Origin of the sequence: Pseudomonas sp. ERMR1:02 (genome assembly GCF_002277815.1) — a bacterium.
GTDB lineage: Bacteria > Pseudomonadota > Gammaproteobacteria > Pseudomonadales > Pseudomonadaceae > Aquipseudomonas.
Map to the genome: position 1 here is coordinate 446,088 of NZ_NKJI01000001.1, position 16,270 is coordinate 462,357.

General features: G+C 59.5%; 14 protein-coding genes and 1 pseudogene. 6 read left to right on the forward strand and 9 right to left on the reverse strand.

Features of this window, described 5'->3' with window-relative positions; genetic code table 11:
• Positions 1 to 18 precede the first annotated feature (18 nt).
• The 3 genes from CES87_RS02160 to CES87_RS02170 all read left to right on the forward strand — a co-directional run bounded on the left by CES87_RS02160 (position 19) and on the right by CES87_RS02170 (position 2,243).
• Entirely contained in the window at positions 19 to 1,032 is a 1,014-nt protein-coding gene (locus tag CES87_RS02160; protein WP_128604760.1) for a putative 2-aminoethylphosphonate ABC transporter substrate-binding protein, read from the forward strand.
• Between the two features lie 136 nt (positions 1,033 to 1,168).
• Positions 1,169 to 1,735 carry a phosphonate degradation HD-domain oxygenase gene (locus CES87_RS02165; RefSeq protein WP_128604761.1) on the forward strand — a complete coding sequence of 189 codons (567 nt, stop codon included), beginning with the start codon at positions 1,169 to 1,171 and terminating at the stop codon, positions 1,733 to 1,735.
• Positions 1,736 to 1,820: 85 nt separating this feature from the next.
• Positions 1,821 to 2,243, forward strand: coding sequence for a hypothetical protein (locus CES87_RS02170; RefSeq protein WP_128604762.1), 423 nt, complete (start codon positions 1,821 to 1,823; stop codon positions 2,241 to 2,243).
• A gap of 112 nt (positions 2,244 to 2,355) precedes the next feature.
• On the opposite strand, the gene CES87_RS02175 is transcribed toward CES87_RS02170, so the two are convergent.
• Both CES87_RS02175 and CES87_RS02180 read right to left on the reverse strand, forming a co-directional pair.
• Positions 2,356 to 3,732, reverse strand: a complete 1,377-nt coding sequence (locus CES87_RS02175; RefSeq protein WP_128604763.1) for a GTPase/DUF3482 domain-containing protein — start codon at positions 3,730 to 3,732, stop codon at positions 2,356 to 2,358.
• Positions 3,725 to 5,095: a DUF2868 domain-containing protein gene (locus CES87_RS02180; protein ID WP_128604764.1), complete on the reverse strand. Its 1,371-nt coding sequence runs from the start codon at positions 5,093 to 5,095 to the stop codon at positions 3,725 to 3,727. The genes CES87_RS02175 and CES87_RS02180 overlap by 8 nt, the downstream gene beginning before the upstream one ends.
• Before the next feature lie 99 nt (positions 5,096 to 5,194).
• On the opposite strand from CES87_RS02180, the gene CES87_RS02185 reads away from it, so the two are divergent.
• Positions 5,195 to 5,707, forward strand: a complete 513-nt coding sequence (locus tag CES87_RS02185; RefSeq protein ID WP_128604765.1) for a dihydrofolate reductase — start codon at positions 5,195 to 5,197, stop codon at positions 5,705 to 5,707.
• A gap of 111 nt (positions 5,708 to 5,818) precedes the next feature.
• Here CES87_RS02185 and CES87_RS02190 read toward each other — a convergent pair.
• Positions 5,819 to 7,209, reverse strand: a pseudogene (locus CES87_RS02190) (L-cystine transporter).
• 239 nt (positions 7,210 to 7,448) lie between these two features.
• Here CES87_RS02190 and CES87_RS02195 point away from each other — a divergent pair.
• Together CES87_RS02195 and CES87_RS02200 are read left to right on the forward strand one after the other, a co-directional pair.
• Entirely contained in the window at positions 7,449 to 8,504 is a 1,056-nt protein-coding gene (locus CES87_RS02195) for a haloacid dehalogenase-like hydrolase (RefSeq protein WP_128604766.1), read from the forward strand.
• A 472-nt stretch (positions 8,505 to 8,976) separates the two neighbouring features.
• Positions 8,977 to 9,264 (forward strand): DUF6124 family protein, encoded by a 288-nt coding sequence (locus tag CES87_RS02200; RefSeq protein ID WP_128604767.1) that lies wholly within the window; start codon positions 8,977 to 8,979, stop codon positions 9,262 to 9,264.
• A gap of 201 nt (positions 9,265 to 9,465) precedes the next feature.
• On the opposite strand, the gene ilvD is transcribed toward CES87_RS02200, so the two are convergent.
• From ilvD to CES87_RS02240, 6 genes are all read right to left on the reverse strand, one after another.
• Positions 9,466 to 11,307, reverse strand: coding sequence for a dihydroxy-acid dehydratase (ilvD, locus tag CES87_RS02205; protein WP_128604768.1), 1,842 nt, complete (start codon positions 11,305 to 11,307; stop codon positions 9,466 to 9,468).
• Between the two features lie 358 nt (positions 11,308 to 11,665).
• Complete coding sequence (locus CES87_RS02215; RefSeq protein ID WP_128604770.1) at positions 11,666 to 12,124, reverse strand: transposase; 459 nt, start codon at positions 12,122 to 12,124, stop codon at positions 11,666 to 11,668.
• Between the two features lie 153 nt (positions 12,125 to 12,277).
• Positions 12,278 to 13,498 (reverse strand): MFS transporter, encoded by a 1,221-nt coding sequence (locus tag CES87_RS02220; RefSeq protein ID WP_128604771.1) that lies wholly within the window; start codon positions 13,496 to 13,498, stop codon positions 12,278 to 12,280.
• Between the two features lie 206 nt (positions 13,499 to 13,704).
• A complete protein-coding gene (locus tag CES87_RS02230) occupies positions 13,705 to 14,163 on the reverse strand; it encodes a transposase (RefSeq protein ID WP_128604773.1) in 459 nt (152 codons plus the stop codon).
• A gap of 201 nt (positions 14,164 to 14,364) precedes the next feature.
• Positions 14,365 to 15,561, reverse strand: a complete 1,197-nt coding sequence (locus CES87_RS02235; RefSeq protein ID WP_017341306.1) for a class I SAM-dependent rRNA methyltransferase — start codon at positions 15,559 to 15,561, stop codon at positions 14,365 to 14,367.
• A 162-nt stretch (positions 15,562 to 15,723) separates the two neighbouring features.
• Positions 15,724 to 16,263, reverse strand: a complete 540-nt coding sequence (locus tag CES87_RS02240; protein WP_128604774.1) for a type 1 glutamine amidotransferase domain-containing protein — start codon at positions 16,261 to 16,263, stop codon at positions 15,724 to 15,726.
• Positions 16,264 to 16,270 lie beyond the last annotated feature (7 nt).

The following is a 16,270-nucleotide window of genomic DNA, read 5'->3' on the forward strand; positions in this document are numbered from 1 at the left end:
AAAGATCATGTTCAAGCCCTGGCCCTGGCCGCTGCTGTCCTCACCGCTTTCAGCCTGAATGCCTTCGCGGCAAAAACCGAGTTGACGGTGTACACCGCCCTCGAAGCCGAACAACTGAAAACCTACAAGGAAGCCTTCGAAAAGGCTAACCCGGACGTCGAGATCAAATGGGTGCGCGATTCCACCGGCATCATCACAGCCAAACTGCTTGCCGAAAAGGCCCGCCCACAGGCTGACGCGGTCTGGGGCCTGGCCGCTTCGAGCCTGGCGATTCTCGATCAGCAAGGCATGCTGCAAAGCTACGCGCCGAAGGATCTGGGAAAAATCGGCGGCAACTACCGCGACGTCGCCAATCCGCCAGCCTGGGTAGGCATGGACGTCTGGGCCGCGACCATTTGCTTCAATACCGTCGAAGCCGAGAAGCAGGGCCTGACCAAACCGGTTAGCTGGCAAGACCTGACCAAGCCTGAGTACAAAGGCAAGATTGTCATGCCGAACCCGGCATCGTCCGGCACCGGCTTTCTCGACGTCAGCGCCTGGTTGCAAACCTTCGGTGAGAAGCAGGGCTGGCAGTACATGGACGACCTGCACCAGAACATCGGCCAGTACGTTCACTCCGGTTCCAAACCGTGCAAACTGGCGGCTGCCGGTGAATTCCCGATTGGTATTTCCTTCGAATATCCGGCTGTTCAGTTGAAGCGCCAGGGCGCACCGCTGGACATCATCCTGCCCAAAGAGGGCCTGGGTTGGGAGATTGAAGCGACCGCTGTGATCAAAGGCACGCCACATGAAGATGCCGCGAAGAAACTCGCGGACTTCTCGGCCAGCCCGGAGGCGATGGAGCTGTATAAAGAAAACTTCGCCGTCCTCGCACAACCGGGTATCGCCAAGCCGCAGACCGAGTTGCCGGCTGACTATGAGCAGCGTTTGATCAAGAACGACTTTGCCTGGGCTTCGAAAAATCGCGATGAGATTTTGACCGAGTGGCGTAAGCGTTATGACGGCAAGTCCGAGAAGGTGGCAGCCAAGTAAAATTTTCACCGTCTGACAGGACCCCATCGCGAGCAGGCTCACTCCCACATTGGAATGCGTTCCCCTGTAGGAGTGAGCCTGCTCGCGATGACGATCTACCCTTCAACACAATTCCCACTTCATCGAGCGCCTTCTGATGACCCAAACCGAACAAACCGTCGCCAAGGTATTCGCCCTGTACGAACGCTTTGGCGACAGTGATTACATTGGCGAACCGGTGTCGCAGATCGAGCACATGTCCCAGGCCGCGCAGTGCGCAATGGCCGAAGGCTTTGACGACGAAGTGGTGCTCGCCGCGTTCTTCCACGACATCGGGCACATCTGCGCCGAGGGTGCCGAGAATATGGGCGGCTTCGGCGTGGCCAGCCATGAGCGGCTGGGTGCCGAATATTTGCGCAGCGCAGGTTTCAGTGAGCGCATGGCACGGTTGGTGGAATACCACGTTCAGGCCAAGCGCTATCTGACGCTCAGGGAGCCGGGGTACTACGAGCGCCTGAGCGAAGCCAGCCGTCGGACACTGGAATATCAGGGTGGGGTGATGACTGAAGCGCAAGCTGAGGCGTTCGAGCAGGACCCGCTATGCGCAGTGAGCTTGCGCATGCGCCAGTGGGATGAACTGGCCAAGGAGATGCATGTACCGGTCATTGATCTCGAAGTGTTGAAGCGTAAGGCGGTCAGCGTCTTGTCACGCGAGGTTTGCTGAACGGTCCTACAGACATTGACGAAGCATTGCATGGATCGCCCCATGGGTAGGGCTCAAGCTGAGCTTTTCCCAAGGAGGCAAACGAATGCGCTATTTAAAAGTGATTGCTCAGGATCGAAGCGGTAGTGGGACGGCAGAGACTCTGCGTTTCGAGTTTTATGAAGACGAACAGTTTCTGCGAGAAGCGACGGCCGCCGAAATTCTGCGGCTAAGAACCTTCGGCATTACGTACCTCAAATGCGCGTGGTTCAACATCGGCGAAGGCGAGGAGCGGCATCTGCGAATGTTCTCGCTGAACCCGTCCGGCGATGGCACACCGGAATCGGTGCGGCTGCATTTCCATGAAGGCCCGATCATCGCCTACAAGGCAGCGGTTCATGACCTTGATAACGACGGCACCTTCGAGATTGTCTTGTGCTCCGATGTGGACAATGACGGCCGGGCGGATCGCACAGATCGGACCCGGGTCAATTCGTTGGTGCGAGAGTTTCTAAAGATCGAGTGGTAGTCGATTTGCCCGAAACTGTAGGAGCGAGCTTGCTCGCGAAAAACGTCTGGGCAACGCGACCTGTCAGGTAGGGCGCGTTATCGTTGACGTCCATCGCGAGCAAGCTTCGCTCCTACAGTTGCCGCGCCAACGCCTCAACCTGCTCCTGCCGCTCCCCCTGACTCAACTTCGAATGCGCATTGAGCGAAGACCACTGCGGGTGCGCCCGCGCTTTACTCAAGGCCTCAGGCAGTTTGCCTTCGCGCCAGGATTTGTCCTGGGGCGTGGCCACCTGAATGCTGTCCATCGCCGCATGTCCACGTGCCTCCAGTGCTTGCAACAGTTGCCGCTGACGCAGCGCTAATAGCCGTAGCACATTGTCATCGACCGTCAATTCACGCTGGCCCTTGATCTTGCCCAACAACCGGCCGCCATAACTGCGTGCGGTTTGCAGTGCACCACCGGCAATGGCGCCGGCCAGCGCGGCGGCGCCGAGGGTCAGACCGCCCACCAGCAAGTCGACCCCGGCCCCGGCTGCCGCGCCGGCAGCGATCCCGCCACCGACTCGCACGCCCAATTGCTTGAGGGTTTCCGGATTGAACAGGTCATCACCCCAACGGCCGTCGAGCAGCGGCAAGTCGCTGGCCGCTGCGTCCTGTGGGCGGAAGGCGTAGAACTTGAGCAAGGCTTCGACGCAACGCTGCTCTCGTTGGCGAACGGCTTTATGCAGTTCGCCGATGGCCTGTTGTTCTTGCTCTGCATCGCTGACTACGCTGCGCCGGCAGGCCGCGCAATCGATCAACAACTCGGCAATCAACCGCGCCGCACTTTGCTGGCGGGCATGGCGTTGAGTCTGCTGATCGGCGATCAACCGTTCCAGCTGTGGACGGGCCTGTTCCAGCAAGAGTGCGAGGCTTTCATAGAGTCGACGCTCGCCATCCTCCGGCGGCGCCACGCTGTCGAAACGCACCAGCGCATGCAAGCCCAGACGCGCCAGCGCTTCGCGCCACGCCGGTTCGCGGTGGTTGGCGCTGCTGACGAAATTCAGCACCGGCAACAGCGGTTTGCCACAGCCGGCCAACACCTCCAGTTCGTCGCGGTACTTGGCCAGCACCGGTTCGCGGGCATCGATCACGTAGAGGCCGGCATCGCAGGTCAGCAGTTGCCGCAGTACTTTGGCTTCCTGTTCGAAGCGCTGCCGTGCTTCGCTGCCTTCAAGGAACCGGGCCAGTCGTGCCGGGCCGTCGAGGCGTTCGCCGGGGCGCTCCAGGCGTTCGAGATAATCGAGCAGGGCGATGGCGTCTTCCAGACCGGGTGTGTCGAAAAGGTCGAGCAAGGGCTCGCCGTCCACCGACAATCGCGCGCCCTCGACGTGTCGCGTGGTGCTGGGTCGATGGGAGACTTCGCCGAAGCCGACGTCGCGGGTCAGGGTGCGCAACAACGAGGTTTTGCCGACGTTGGTGTGGCCGACCACGGCCAGTTTCAGCGGCGCTTTCGGTGCATCAGTCATGACCGGTCTCCAGCCAGTTCAGCGGCGCGCAATCGGCGAATTGAAGTTCAAGCTGTTGCAGGGCCGCATGCCAATCGCCGAGGCGGTCGGCATCCAGCGCTTCACCGGGCGGCGCCTGCAGCAGCCAGACGCGGGTGGCGCTGGCGCTGCGGGCCAGTTCGGCAATCAACGCCAGGCTACCGCGATCTGGCGAGCGTCTTGGATCGCAAGCGATTGCCAGGCGGGCCGGCGGAAAACGGCTCAACTGTTCGAGGAGTTTGTGCCGCGATTCGCGGTTGTCGAGAATGCCGGCGTTGCTCACGTTTTTCGGCAGTTGCGGCGGCCATGGGCGTTGATCGTCCAGTTCGATGGCCACCAATAACGCGCCATCGCTATGCGCTTCACTGACACCGCTTTCGACCCGATGAAGCTGCTCTGGCGCCGCATCGTTGATGCCCAGGCGTTCACTGGTGGGCATCAGGCGTTCGCGCAGTTGCGCATAGCCAGGCAGGTTCAGATCCAGATGCAAGGCTGCCTGGCCGGTTTTCCAGCGCCACAGGCAAAACAAAGCCAGCAGCAGACGCGGCAATACGCCATAGACCAGCAACACGCCAACCAACCATGCCGCCCAGGCTTGACGAGCACTTTCGATATTCAGCGCGGTATCGCCACTGGCGCGAATCATCTCCACGGTTGGCACACTGAAACCGAGCAGGGCCGGTAGCGCGCCCAAGGCCTGAGTCACGGTGATGAATGTGTCTGCGCTGAGAATGGTGGTTTCCCAGACGAAGCCGTAACGCCGGGTCGCCATCAGCGTCAGCAGAATGACCAAGGCGCTGAGCATCGCCAGCAACCACAAGCTGTTGACCAGCACGCCGATTGCCCAGCGATTGAGTTTTTGTCGTTGCAATAGCAGGAGCAGAGCGGGGGCCAGTTGGGCGGCTTTGGCGTCCCGGGCGAGTTTTTCGCTGAGCCATAGCCACAAGCGTCCCAGCGTTGCGCCGTGTTCACCGGCAAATACCAGGCCCAAGGCCCAGCTCAATAGCAGAATCAGGTTGAGCCCGAGCAGACTGCCCAAGGCCCAGAACACATTCACCGGCGACTGCCCGTCACCTAGCGCGGCAAACGCCAGACCGGCACCGCTGACCACGGCCAGCACCGCCAATACGATCAGCGCCAGCCGCGCACCTTGCAGCCAGTGTTTGAGTGCGTCGCTCAAGCCATCACGGTCGGCTAGCCACAAGGCTCGGCGTTGAATGCGTGTCGGCAAGTCGCCGCCCGCGTTGCGGGCCAGGCGGTTGGCTTCCAGATCTTCCAAAGGGCCGGCGTGTTCTTCGCGCAGGCGGATGGTTTCTGTCAGCCAGAGGTTATTCAGTTCAGTCACGCGGCATCCCGTCGCTTAATTGAGCTGTGAGCATAACCGCTGTGGCGCTTGTCGGGGGGCCACGTTGCGAGAAGCCGAGCCTCTGGTATCCTCGCCGGCATGACTAAATCACTCCCCCTCAGCCTGATCGCAGCCCTCGGTGAAAACCGTGTGATCGGCGTCGACAACAGCATGCCCTGGCACTTGCCGGGGGACTTCAAATACTTCAAGGCCACCACCCTGGGCAAGCCGATCATCATGGGTCGCAAGACCTGGGAATCGCTCGGACGTCCACTGCCGGGGCGCTTGAACATCGTGGTCAGCCGTCAGGCGGATCTGGTGCTCGAAGGCGCGGAGGTCTATCCGTCGCTGGAGGCCGCAGTGGTTCGGGCTGAAGAATGGGCCAAGGAGCAGGGCGTCGATGAGCTGATGCTGATTGGCGGGGCGCAGTTGTACGCGCAAGGGCTGGCGCAGGCTGATCGTTTGTATTTGACGCGTGTGGCGTTGAGTCCGGAAGGGGATGCGTGGTTTCCGGAGTTTGATTTAGAGCAGTGGAAGTTGGTATCCAATACCCCGAATCCGGCCGTAGAGGGCAAGCCGGCATACAGTTTCGAAGTTTGGGAAAAAGCTTAGAAGCTTCGCGGGCAAGCCTCGCTCCTACAGACCAACGTCGTGCTCACGATTGACGAAATTCTGTAGGAGCGAGGCTTGCCCGCGAAGAGGCCCGCACAGACGATGAAGGTCTTAAGCTTGCGCCAACTCCGAATGCTCATCCGCATCCAGCAGCGCTTTATCCGTCTGCTGCATCACCTGGCTGGTAATCGCACCCGCAGTCATCGAACCACTCACGTTCAGCGCCGTACGCCCCATATCAATCAACGGCTCAACTGAAATCAACAACGCCACCAGTGACACCGGCAAGCCCATCGCCGGCAACACGATCAGCGCCGCGAACGTCGCGCCGCCGCCAACCCCGGCCACACCGGCCGAACTCAACGTCACAATCGCCACCAGCGTCGCGATCCACAACGGGTCCAGCGGATTAATGCCCACAGTCGGCGCAACCATCACCGCCAGCATCGCCGGGTAGAGACCGGCACAGCCATTCTGGCCGATGGTCGCGCCGAACGAAGCGGCGAAACTGGCGATGGATTGTGGAATGCCCAGACGGCTGGTTTGGGCTTCGATGCTCAACGGAATCGTCGCGGCGCTCGAGCGGCTGGTGAAGGCAAACGTCAGCACTGGCCAGATTTTGCGGAAGAAGCGCAGCGGGTTGATCCCGGCGGCCGACACCAGCAGGCCGTGGACGACAAACATCAGGCCCAGGCCAATGTAGGAAACTACGACAAAACTGCCCAGTTTGATGATGTCCTGCAGGTTGGAGCCGGCGACTACCTTGGTCATCAGCGCCAGGACGCCGTACGGGGTCAGCTTCATCACCAGACGTACCAGACGCATCACCCAGGCTTGCAGGGTGTCGATGGCGTTGATCACTTTCTGACCTTTTTCCACGTCATCCTTGAGCAATTGCAGTGCCGCGACGCCGAGGAATGCGGCGAAGATTACCACGCTGATGATCGACGTCGGCTTGGCCCGCGCCAGGTCGGCGAATGGGTTTTGCGGAATGAACGACAGCAACAGCTGCGGCACATTCAGGTCTGCGACTTTGCCGGCGTAGTCGGTCTGGATCGTTTGCAGGCGCGCCATTTCCTGGGTGCCGGCCACCAGGCCTTCGGCAGTCAGTCCGAACAGATTGGTCAGGCCGATGCCGATCAGCGCCGCGATGGCCGTGGTGAACAACAGCGTGCCAATCGTCAGGAAGCTGATCTTGCCCAGCGACGAAGCGTTGTGCAGACGGGCCACGGCGCTGAGGATCGAAGCGAAGACCAGCGGGATGACGATCATTTGCAGCAATTGCACGTAACCGTTGCCCACCAGATCAATCCAGCCGATCGAGGCTTTCAGCACCGGATTACCGGTGCCGTACACCGTGTGCAGCGCCACACCGAACACCACGCCCAGGACGAGTGCGAGCAGGACTTTTTCGCCAGGCTCCATTTAGAGTGGCGGGTTTGTGCCAGGCCAAAAAGCAGGGCGAGGAACACCAGCAGATTGATAATCAGCGGCAGATTCATTGGAACTCCCATAAGACATGTGCCAACTGCCTTCCGGGGCAGCTGCGAACCGGCAAGCCTAACAGCTTGATATCTAATGAATTAATATCAAAAACGTCTGGTAACTGTCGCTTTTGGAATAAGCGCGTGTCGCTCTCGGGATGCGGCTGGCGCGATAGGCACGTTGGCGGTCGCTGACAGACGAGGACTGTCACACTTATTTGTTAGCGTCGATGTCTTTCACTCAGGGAGAAAGATCGATGAAGTTCGCACCGAAATTACTGGCTGCCGCACTTTGCCTTGGCCTCGCTGGCCAGGTACTCGCAACGGATTTAAAACACTGGCCAGCCGATCAGGCCAAGGCGCTGGACGCGATGATCGCCGCCAACGCCAACAAGGGTAACTACGCGGTGTTCGACATGGACAACACCAGTTACCGCTACGACCTCGAAGAGTCGTTGCTGCCGTTCATGGAGAACAAGGGCCTGATCACCCGCGACAAACTCGACCCCTCCCTGAAACTGATGCCTTTCAAGGACACCGCCGACCACAAGGAAAGCCTGTTCAGCTACTACTACCGCCTCTGTGAAGTCGACGACATGGTTTGCTATCCATGGGTCGCCCAGGTGTTTTCCGGCTTCACGCTTAAAGAACTCAAGGGCTACGTCGACGAGCTGATGGCCTCCGGCAAACCGGTATCCACCACCTATTACGACGGCGATGTGGTGAAGACCCTCGACGTTAACCCGCCGAAAGTCTTCACCGGCCAGGCCGAGCTCTACAACAAGCTGATGGAGAACGGCATCGAGGTCTACGTGATGACCGCTGCCTCCGAAGAACTGGTGCGCATGGTCGCGGCCGATCCGAAGTATGGCTACAACGTCAAACCGCAGAATGTGATCGGCGTGTCATTGCTACTCAAGGACCAAAAGACCGGCGAGTTGACCACCGCGCGCAAGCAAATTACTGCCGGCAAGTATGACGAGAAGGCCAACCTGGGCCTCGAACTGACCCCTTACCTGTGGACCCCTGCGACCTGGATGGCCGGCAAGCACGCCGCCATCCTGACCTATATCGATGAGTGGAAAAAACCGGTGCTGGTCGGCGGCGATACCCCGAGCAGCGACGGTTACATGCTGTTCCACAGCGTCGACGTGGCCAAGGGCGGCATCCACCTGTGGGTCAACCGCAAAGACAAATACATGACCCAGATTAACGGCATGATGGCCAAGCACGCTGCGGCCCAGGCCAAGGAAGGGTTGGCGGTGACGGCGGACAAGAACTGGGTGATCGTCAAGCCTGAAGAAATTCAGTAAGACCGAGGTGCTCCAATCGCGGGTAAGCCCGCTCCCACAAGGTTTTGGGTGAACCACAAATTTTGGGGACGCCGAAGATTTCTGTGGGAGCGGGCTTGCCCGCGATGGGGCCAGTCGTGGCAATGAAAGCCTCTGTTCGATCAACTTCTTCCTACAGTCGCAACCTTCACATTCTTGCGCAACGGACTACGACTACTTCAGAATCCGCCGACTTTTGCACCTGGGTACTGGCTTCTATCGTCTGCGCGTCGCTGCTCATCAGCGATCGGGTTTGGTAGCCCAGGTGTGTAAGGTGCAAAGCATCATGATTTGCAGCGTTCTTACGTCTCTGCGTTTTATGGTGGTCATGCACAGGGCGTCTTCGGGCGCGCCGGATTCCTTACACCCCGGTCTACCAACCTGCGCATGGCCGCCACCCTTCGTTTGGTAGCGAGGGTGATGGCTCCTTCTTATGGTGTAAGGAGATTCATCAATGCTGAAAATTACCCCCGATCCACCGGACGCCGACAGCCTGTCCGCCCGCATTAACGCCACCCCGCGCAAACCCAGCCGAACATTCGTGATCGCGCCCGGCCTCGACACCGAAACCCTGTTGGCCCACGCCTGTGAATCACTCGCTTCGGCCAATGTCATGACCAGTGATTTCGCCGCACTGCTGGAGGGAACTCAACGCAGCACGATGCTTGGAATCGCGCAGATCATCATGTTGGGCGAGCTGGCGGTGAATCAGGCGTTGGATAACCTCGACCCGCAGGAATAACGGATGCACTGTTACTTGTAGGAGCGAGCATGCTCGCGATGGTCGTTAACGATAACGCTGGAAACATGGCACCCAGCGGCGTTCTCCAGTCCATCGTCGGAACGCCGCCCGGAGCATGCTCGCTCCTACAGGTGAAAGGTGACCGGCAGAAACAAAAATGCCCCGCACTTGGCGGGGCATTTTTATGGGTGCGGCTAACGCTTACAGCCCGTCAAGCATCGCCTTGTCACGCACCGCACCCTTGTCGGCGCTGGTCGCCAGCAGGGCGTAGGCCTTCAGCGCAGTGGTCACTTTACGTGGACGCACTTCCACCGGTTTCCAGCCTTTCTTGTCCTGCTTGACCCGGCGAGTGGCCAGTTCTTCGTCGCTGACCAACAGGTTGATCGAGCGGTTCGGAATGTCGATCAGCACTTTGTCGCCGTCCTGCACCAGACCGATCGCGCCGCCGGCAGCGGCTTCCGGCGAAGCGTGGCCGATGGACAGGCCCGAGGTACCACCGGAGAAACGGCCATCGGTGAGCAGGGCGCAGGCTTTGCCCAGGCCTTTGGATTTCAGGTAGGAAGTCGGGTAGAGCATTTCCTGCATGCCCGGGCCGCCTTTCGGGCCTTCGTAACGAATGATCACGATGTCGCCGGCCTGCACTTCGTCGGCGAGGATGCCGCGTACGGCGCTGTCCTGGCTTTCGAAAATCTTGGCGTTGCCTTCGAACACGTGGATCGACTCGTCGACGCCAGCAGTTTTCACCACGCAACCGTCCAGGGCGATGTTGCCGTACAACACGGCCAGGCCGCCCTCTTGCGAGTAGGCGTGCTCGACACTGCGGATGCAGCCGTTTTCACGATCGTCGTCCAGGGTTTCCCAACGGGTCGACTGGCTGAACGCGGTTTGCGTCGGGATGCCCGCAGGACCTGCCTTGAAGAAGTGATGCACCGCTTCGTCGTCGGTCTGGGTGATGTCCCACTTGGCGATGGCTTCTTCCATGCTGCGGCTGTGCACGGTCGGCAACTGGGTGTGCAGCAGGCCGCCACGGGCCAGCGAGCCGAGGATGCTGAAGATCCCGCCGGCACGGTGCACGTCTTCCATGTGGTATTTCTGGATGTTCGGCGCGACCTTGCACAGCTGCGGCACGTGACGCGAGAGACGGTCGATGTCGCGCAGGTCGAAATCGATCTCGGCTTCCTGGGCGGCGGCCAGCAAATGCAGGATGGTATTGGTGGAACCGCCCATGGCGATGTCCAGGGTCATGGCATTTTCGAACGCCTGGAAGTTGGCGATGTTGCGCGGCAACACCGACTCATCGTTCTCGCCGTAGTAACGCTTGCACAGCTCGACGATGGTGCGGCCGGCCTGCAGGAACAGCTGCTCGCGGTCGCTGTGGGTGGCCAGGGTCGAACCGTTGCCCGGCAAGGCCAGGCCCAGGGCTTCGACCAGGCAGTTCATCGAGTTGGCGGTGAACATGCCGGAGCACGAACCGCAGGTCGGGCAGGCGCTGCGCTCGTACTCGGCAACCTTCTCGTCAGAAGCGCTGGAGTCGGCGGCGATCACCATGGCGTCGACCAGGTCGAGACCGTGGCTGGCCAGTTTGGTCTTACCGGCTTCCATCGGACCGCCGGAAACGAAGATCACCGGGATGTTCAGGCGCAGGGACGCCATCAGCATGCCGGGGGTGATCTTGTCGCAGTTGGAGATGCAAACGATGGCGTCGGCGCAGTGGGCGTTGACCATGTACTCGACAGAGTCGGCGATGATCTCGCGGCTCGGCAGCGAATACAGCATGCCGTCGTGGCCCATGGCGATGCCGTCATCGACAGCGATGGTATTGAATTCTTTAGCCACACCACCTGCGCGTTCGATTTCGCGGGCGACCAGTTGGCCCAGGTCCTTGAGGTGGACGTGGCCCGGTACGAACTGGGTGAAAGAGTTGGCAATGGCGATGATCGGCTTCTTGAAGTCGTCATCTTTCATCCCCGTGGCGCGCCACAGTGCGCGGGCGCCGGCCATGTTGCGGCCATGGGTAGATGTTTTCGAGCGGTAATCAGGCATGAAGCACTCCGGGCGGCTAATCAGGTATCAAAAGGGAAGTGAGCTTCTATTGACGTCTGGAACACTCAGAAATGGCCGTGTGTCCGGAAGTTGCCGATAACTTTGCGGGATCGCCGCGCGCTTCAGCTTGAGCTCATAAACCCGCCGGGGGATGACTGGCGATGAATGTCGCGATTCTACACGGCTGGCGGCTGGAGGGAATGCCTGGGGACATTCATGAGACGTGTGGAAAGACGCAATCCTGTAGGAGCGAGCACGCTCGCGATGGTCGTTAACGATAACGCTGGGTGCCTGATGCCCAGCGGCGTTCTCGAGTCCATCGCGAGCGTGCACGCTCCTACAGAGGGGGGCAGCGACGTCAGATCCAGATCGCATCCCACAGAGGGTACTCGCCGATATGGTCGACGAGCCCTGCACGTATTGGATTGGCGATGATGTATCGAGCAGCCACCTTGAGGTCTTCCTCCCAGCGCAGAGCGCGGTCGAAATAACCTTTCTGCCATAGCCTCTCGGGCTGGCCTCGCTTGAGATTGATAGCGCGGGCACTTCGGGCTTTGGTGGCTTGCATCAATTTCGGCAAGTCGCCGTTGTGCAACTCAACCAACCAGTGAAAATGATCCGGCATGATTACCCAAGCTATAGATGTTGCATTGCCGGCTTCCTGAGCTCTTCTGAACTCGTTCACTACCATGCGACCAATGCGCCAATCCTGAAAGATCGGTTGTCGTTCATAGGTGACTGCGGTCAGGAGATAGACGCGACCGGGTTCCGATCGACGGCCTATGCGTAAACGGTGGGCTTGTGGCGTGTTGGACATTCCGTTGTCCTCTTCTGTGATAGGAAGAGAAACGGTAGGTGTGGGGCGGGAGGTTGTCGCTATGACAGTGGATCAGGATGTGTCTTGCACCCTGTAGGAGCGAGCACGCTCGCGATGAACGATCAGACAACGCGGGGTGTCAGGCTTCCCGCGTTATCGTTGGCGGCCATCGCGAGCGAGCTCGCTCCTACAGGGTGTGCGGCGGTTGATCAGCGTGTTCAGGCCGAGACCTGCGAAGCTCAAGACCAGGAAGCACAGGGCAAGCGCCGTAGTCAGGTTGTCTGAGGCGAAATTGATCACTGCGCTGATCACCCCGCCGCACATGAAAATCATTACGCCGCCGACCGAGGAGGACGTACCGGCATCCTGCGGATAGAGGGTCATGGCTTTGGAATTGGCGATAGGCCTGGCAATCGTAGTACCGGCCGTACAAATGAGCATAGGTATCAGCACCGCCGCTGCAGTGAGGCCGAACTGATTCGCCAGCCACAGCATGACCAACCCCGAGAGTGCGATCAGCCCCAGGCCAACCACTATCTGCGAATTGGCCGCCAGGCGCCGATGCAATGCGCTGGCGACTATCCCGCCGATCACATAAGCCACGCCGTACAACAACAATGCCCAGGCAAATTCGTAGGCCGAGAGCGCTAGCCGCTCCATGAAAATGATTGGCGAGATGACGATGAATGAAAAATGACAGGCAAAGGCCAGGGCCGAAATAAGCCAGTAGCCCATGAAGCGTACATCGGAACACAGCCGCCAGTAGGCACTGAAAAAGCCACCGGGCGACGCATTCCGATTGCGCGGGGTTTCTTTGAGCAAGACGCTAGCCGTTATCCAGACAATGAATGCCAATGTGATAAAGATATAGAAGCTGCCCTGCCAGCCCAGATGCATTTGCAACCAGGTACCAAGCAGTGGCGATATGGAAATGAACACCCCGGCTGCAGTCGTCATCCATATCCTGATTCGCTCCTGTTCTCTGCCGACGAACAGATCCTGAATCAGCGCCTGCGACAGCGCAAAGGATCCGCAACCCACTGCCTGGATGACCCGAAACACCAGAAACCAGCTGTAATCACTGGACACCATGCAACCAGTTGCACCGATCACCGAGATGGCGATACCTGTCAGCAAAAGGCTCTTGCGCCCCCACAAATCCGACAGCGGTCCGACCAGCACCACGGATAACGCAAGGCCAATGGCGAACAGGCTTACAGAAAGGGCAATGTCGGACGCTGAGGTCTGGTAGTAGTCAGAGAGAGCAGGAAAGGAAGGAAGTACGACGTCCAGCGGAAAAACGCCCAGTAGCGTCATGGTCATCAACAGCAGGATGAGCGACGATTTTTTTGTGCTGCGCGTGGCGTGGTTCATCAGCAACGCTCTCGGTCCGTGAGGGGTGGTCGAGAGTTGACTTGATGAGGAGGGAAGTCAATGCAAAGAGGGCGTGAGATATTTCTGAATTTTTTGTAGGAGCGAGCTCGCTCGCGATGAACCCGAGAACGCCGCGGGGTGTCAGGGTTCCAGCGTTATCGTTGACGGCCATCGCGAGCGAGCTCGCTCCTACAGGGAGGAGTGTTTCAAAGCCAGATGGCGTCCCATAAGGGATAGTCGCCTACTTGAGTGACAAGCCCTGCCCGCAGCGGGTTGGCGATGATGTATCGGGCTGCTGCTTTCAGATCTTCCTCGCGACGCAGGGCGCGGTCGAAGTAACCCTTTTGCCATACAGATGTACACAGGCCTCGTGCCTGATTGATGGCTCGAGCACAGCGGGATTTGGTGGCTTGCATCAATTTCGGCAAATCACCGTTATGCAACTCAGCCAACCAGTGAAAATGATCCGGCATGACTACCCAAGCTATAGATGTTGCATTGCCGGCTTCCTGAGCTCTTTTGAACTCGTTCACTACCAAGCGACCAATGCGCCAATCCTGAAAGATCGGTTGTCGTTCATAGGTGACTGCGGTCAGGAGATAGACGCGACCGGGTTCCGATCGACGGCCTACGCGTAAACGGTGGGCTTGCGGCGTGTTGGACATTCCGTTGTCCTCTTCTGTGATTGGAAGAGAAACGGTAGGCGTGGGGCGGGAGGTTGTCGCTATGACAGTAGATCAGGATGTGTCTTGCACCCTGTAGGAGCGAGCTCGCTCGCGATGAACGATCAGACAACGCGGGGTGTCAGACTTCCCGCGGTTTCGTTGACGACCATCGCGAGCGAGCTCGCTCCTACAGGGGTGTTGTTAGCTGTTAGGCAGCAACCGGCAAGTAATGCTCTTGATGTAGCGGGTTTCAGCAATCGCCGGATGCACCGGATGATCCGGACCCTGACCACCACGCTCAAGCATCTGGATATTACGATCCAGGTGACGGGCGCTGGTCAGCAGGATGTTCTGCAGGTCGTCTTCCGGCAGGTGCATCGAGCACGAGGCGCTGACCAGGATGCCGTCCTTGCTGAGCAGGCGCATGGCTTGCTCGTTCAGGCGACGGTAGGCGCCTTCACCGTTTTTCATGTCTTTCTTGCGTTTGATGAACGCCGGCGGGTCGGCCACGATCACGTCGAAACGTTCTTCGCTGGCTTTCAGCTCTTTGAGGGCTTCGAAGACGTCGCCTTCGATGCAGGTCATTTTCTCGGCAAAACCGTTCAGTGCGGCGTTGCGCTCGACGCCGTCGAGGGCGAAGGCCGATGCATCGACGCAGAACACTTCGCTGGCGCCAAACGCAGCCGCTTGCACGCCCCAGCCGCCGATGTAGCTGTACAGGTCCAGTACGCGTTTGCCTTTGGCATATGGCGCCAGGCGTGCGCGGTTCATGCGGTGGTCGTAGAACCAGCCGGTTTTCTGGCCCTGAATGACCGGCGCTTCGAATTTCACGCCGTTCTCTTCCAGCGCCACCCACTCCGGCACCAGGCCGAACACGGTTTCGACGTAGCGGTTGAGGCCTTCGGCGTCACGGGCAGCGGAGTCGTTCTTGAACAGAATGCCGCTTGGCTTGAGCACTTGGGTCAGCGCCGCGATCACGTCGTCCTTGTGGGCTTCCATGGTCGCCGAAGCGATCTGGACCACCAGAATGTCGCCGAAACGGTCGACCACCAGGCCCGGCAGCAGGTCGGAATCGCCGTAAACCAGACGATAGAACGGCTTGTCGAACAGGCGATCGCGCAGTGACAGGGCCACGTTCAGGCGATGCACCAGCAGCGACTTGTCCAGCGGCAGCTTGATGTCGCGCGACAGCAGGCGGGCGCAGATCAGGTTGTTCGGGCTCATGGCGACGATGCCCAACGGCTTGCCGCCGGCGGCTTCGAGAATCGCCTGATCGCCGGCCTTGAAACCGTGCAAAGGGGTCGCCGCTACATCGATTTCGTTGCTATAGACCCACAAATGACCGTTGCGCAGACGGCGGTCGGCGTTGGCTTTGAGGCGCAGGCTAGGCAGGGACATGACGTCGCTCCGGAAAAAAGAGCGGGAGTATAGCGTGTTGAGGCTAGTGGCGGGCCGGGTGGGCGATGAAACGCAACAGACGCCTTCGCGGGCAAGCCCTGCTCCTACGGGACACACCATCCCCGTAAGAGCGGGGCTTGCCCGCGAAGGCAGTTTCGAACGCTACGCCGATAACATCTCGATCAACTCACGATTGAAAGCCGGGATGTCATCCGGCTGACGGCTGCTGATCAGTTTCCCGTCCGTGACAACTTCCTTGTCGACCCAGTTGGCACCGGCATTCACCAGATCATCTCTGAGTGTTTTGTAGCTGGTCATTGTCTTGCCGTTGACCAGCCCAGCCGAAGCCAGCAACCAGCCGCCATGGCAGATCACGGCGATCGGTTTGCCGGCAGAGGTGCCCATCCTGACCAGATGCTGGGCATCCTGATCAATGCGGATGGTGTCGGAGTTCTGAACACCGCCGGGCAGGACTACGGCATCGTATTCCTCGACGCTGGCCGACCGGAACGTGCGGTCTACCTTGAAGTCATCCGCCGGTTTATCGTGGTTCCAGCCAGTGACCTGACCTTCCTTCGCAGAAAGTATGTCGACCTGAGCGCCTGCCTGCTCCAGCGCTTCTTTCGGGCCGGTCAGTTCGACTTGCTCGAAACCATCGGTCACCAGCATCGCAATGCGCTTGCCATTCAAGGAAATGGACATGGATAAA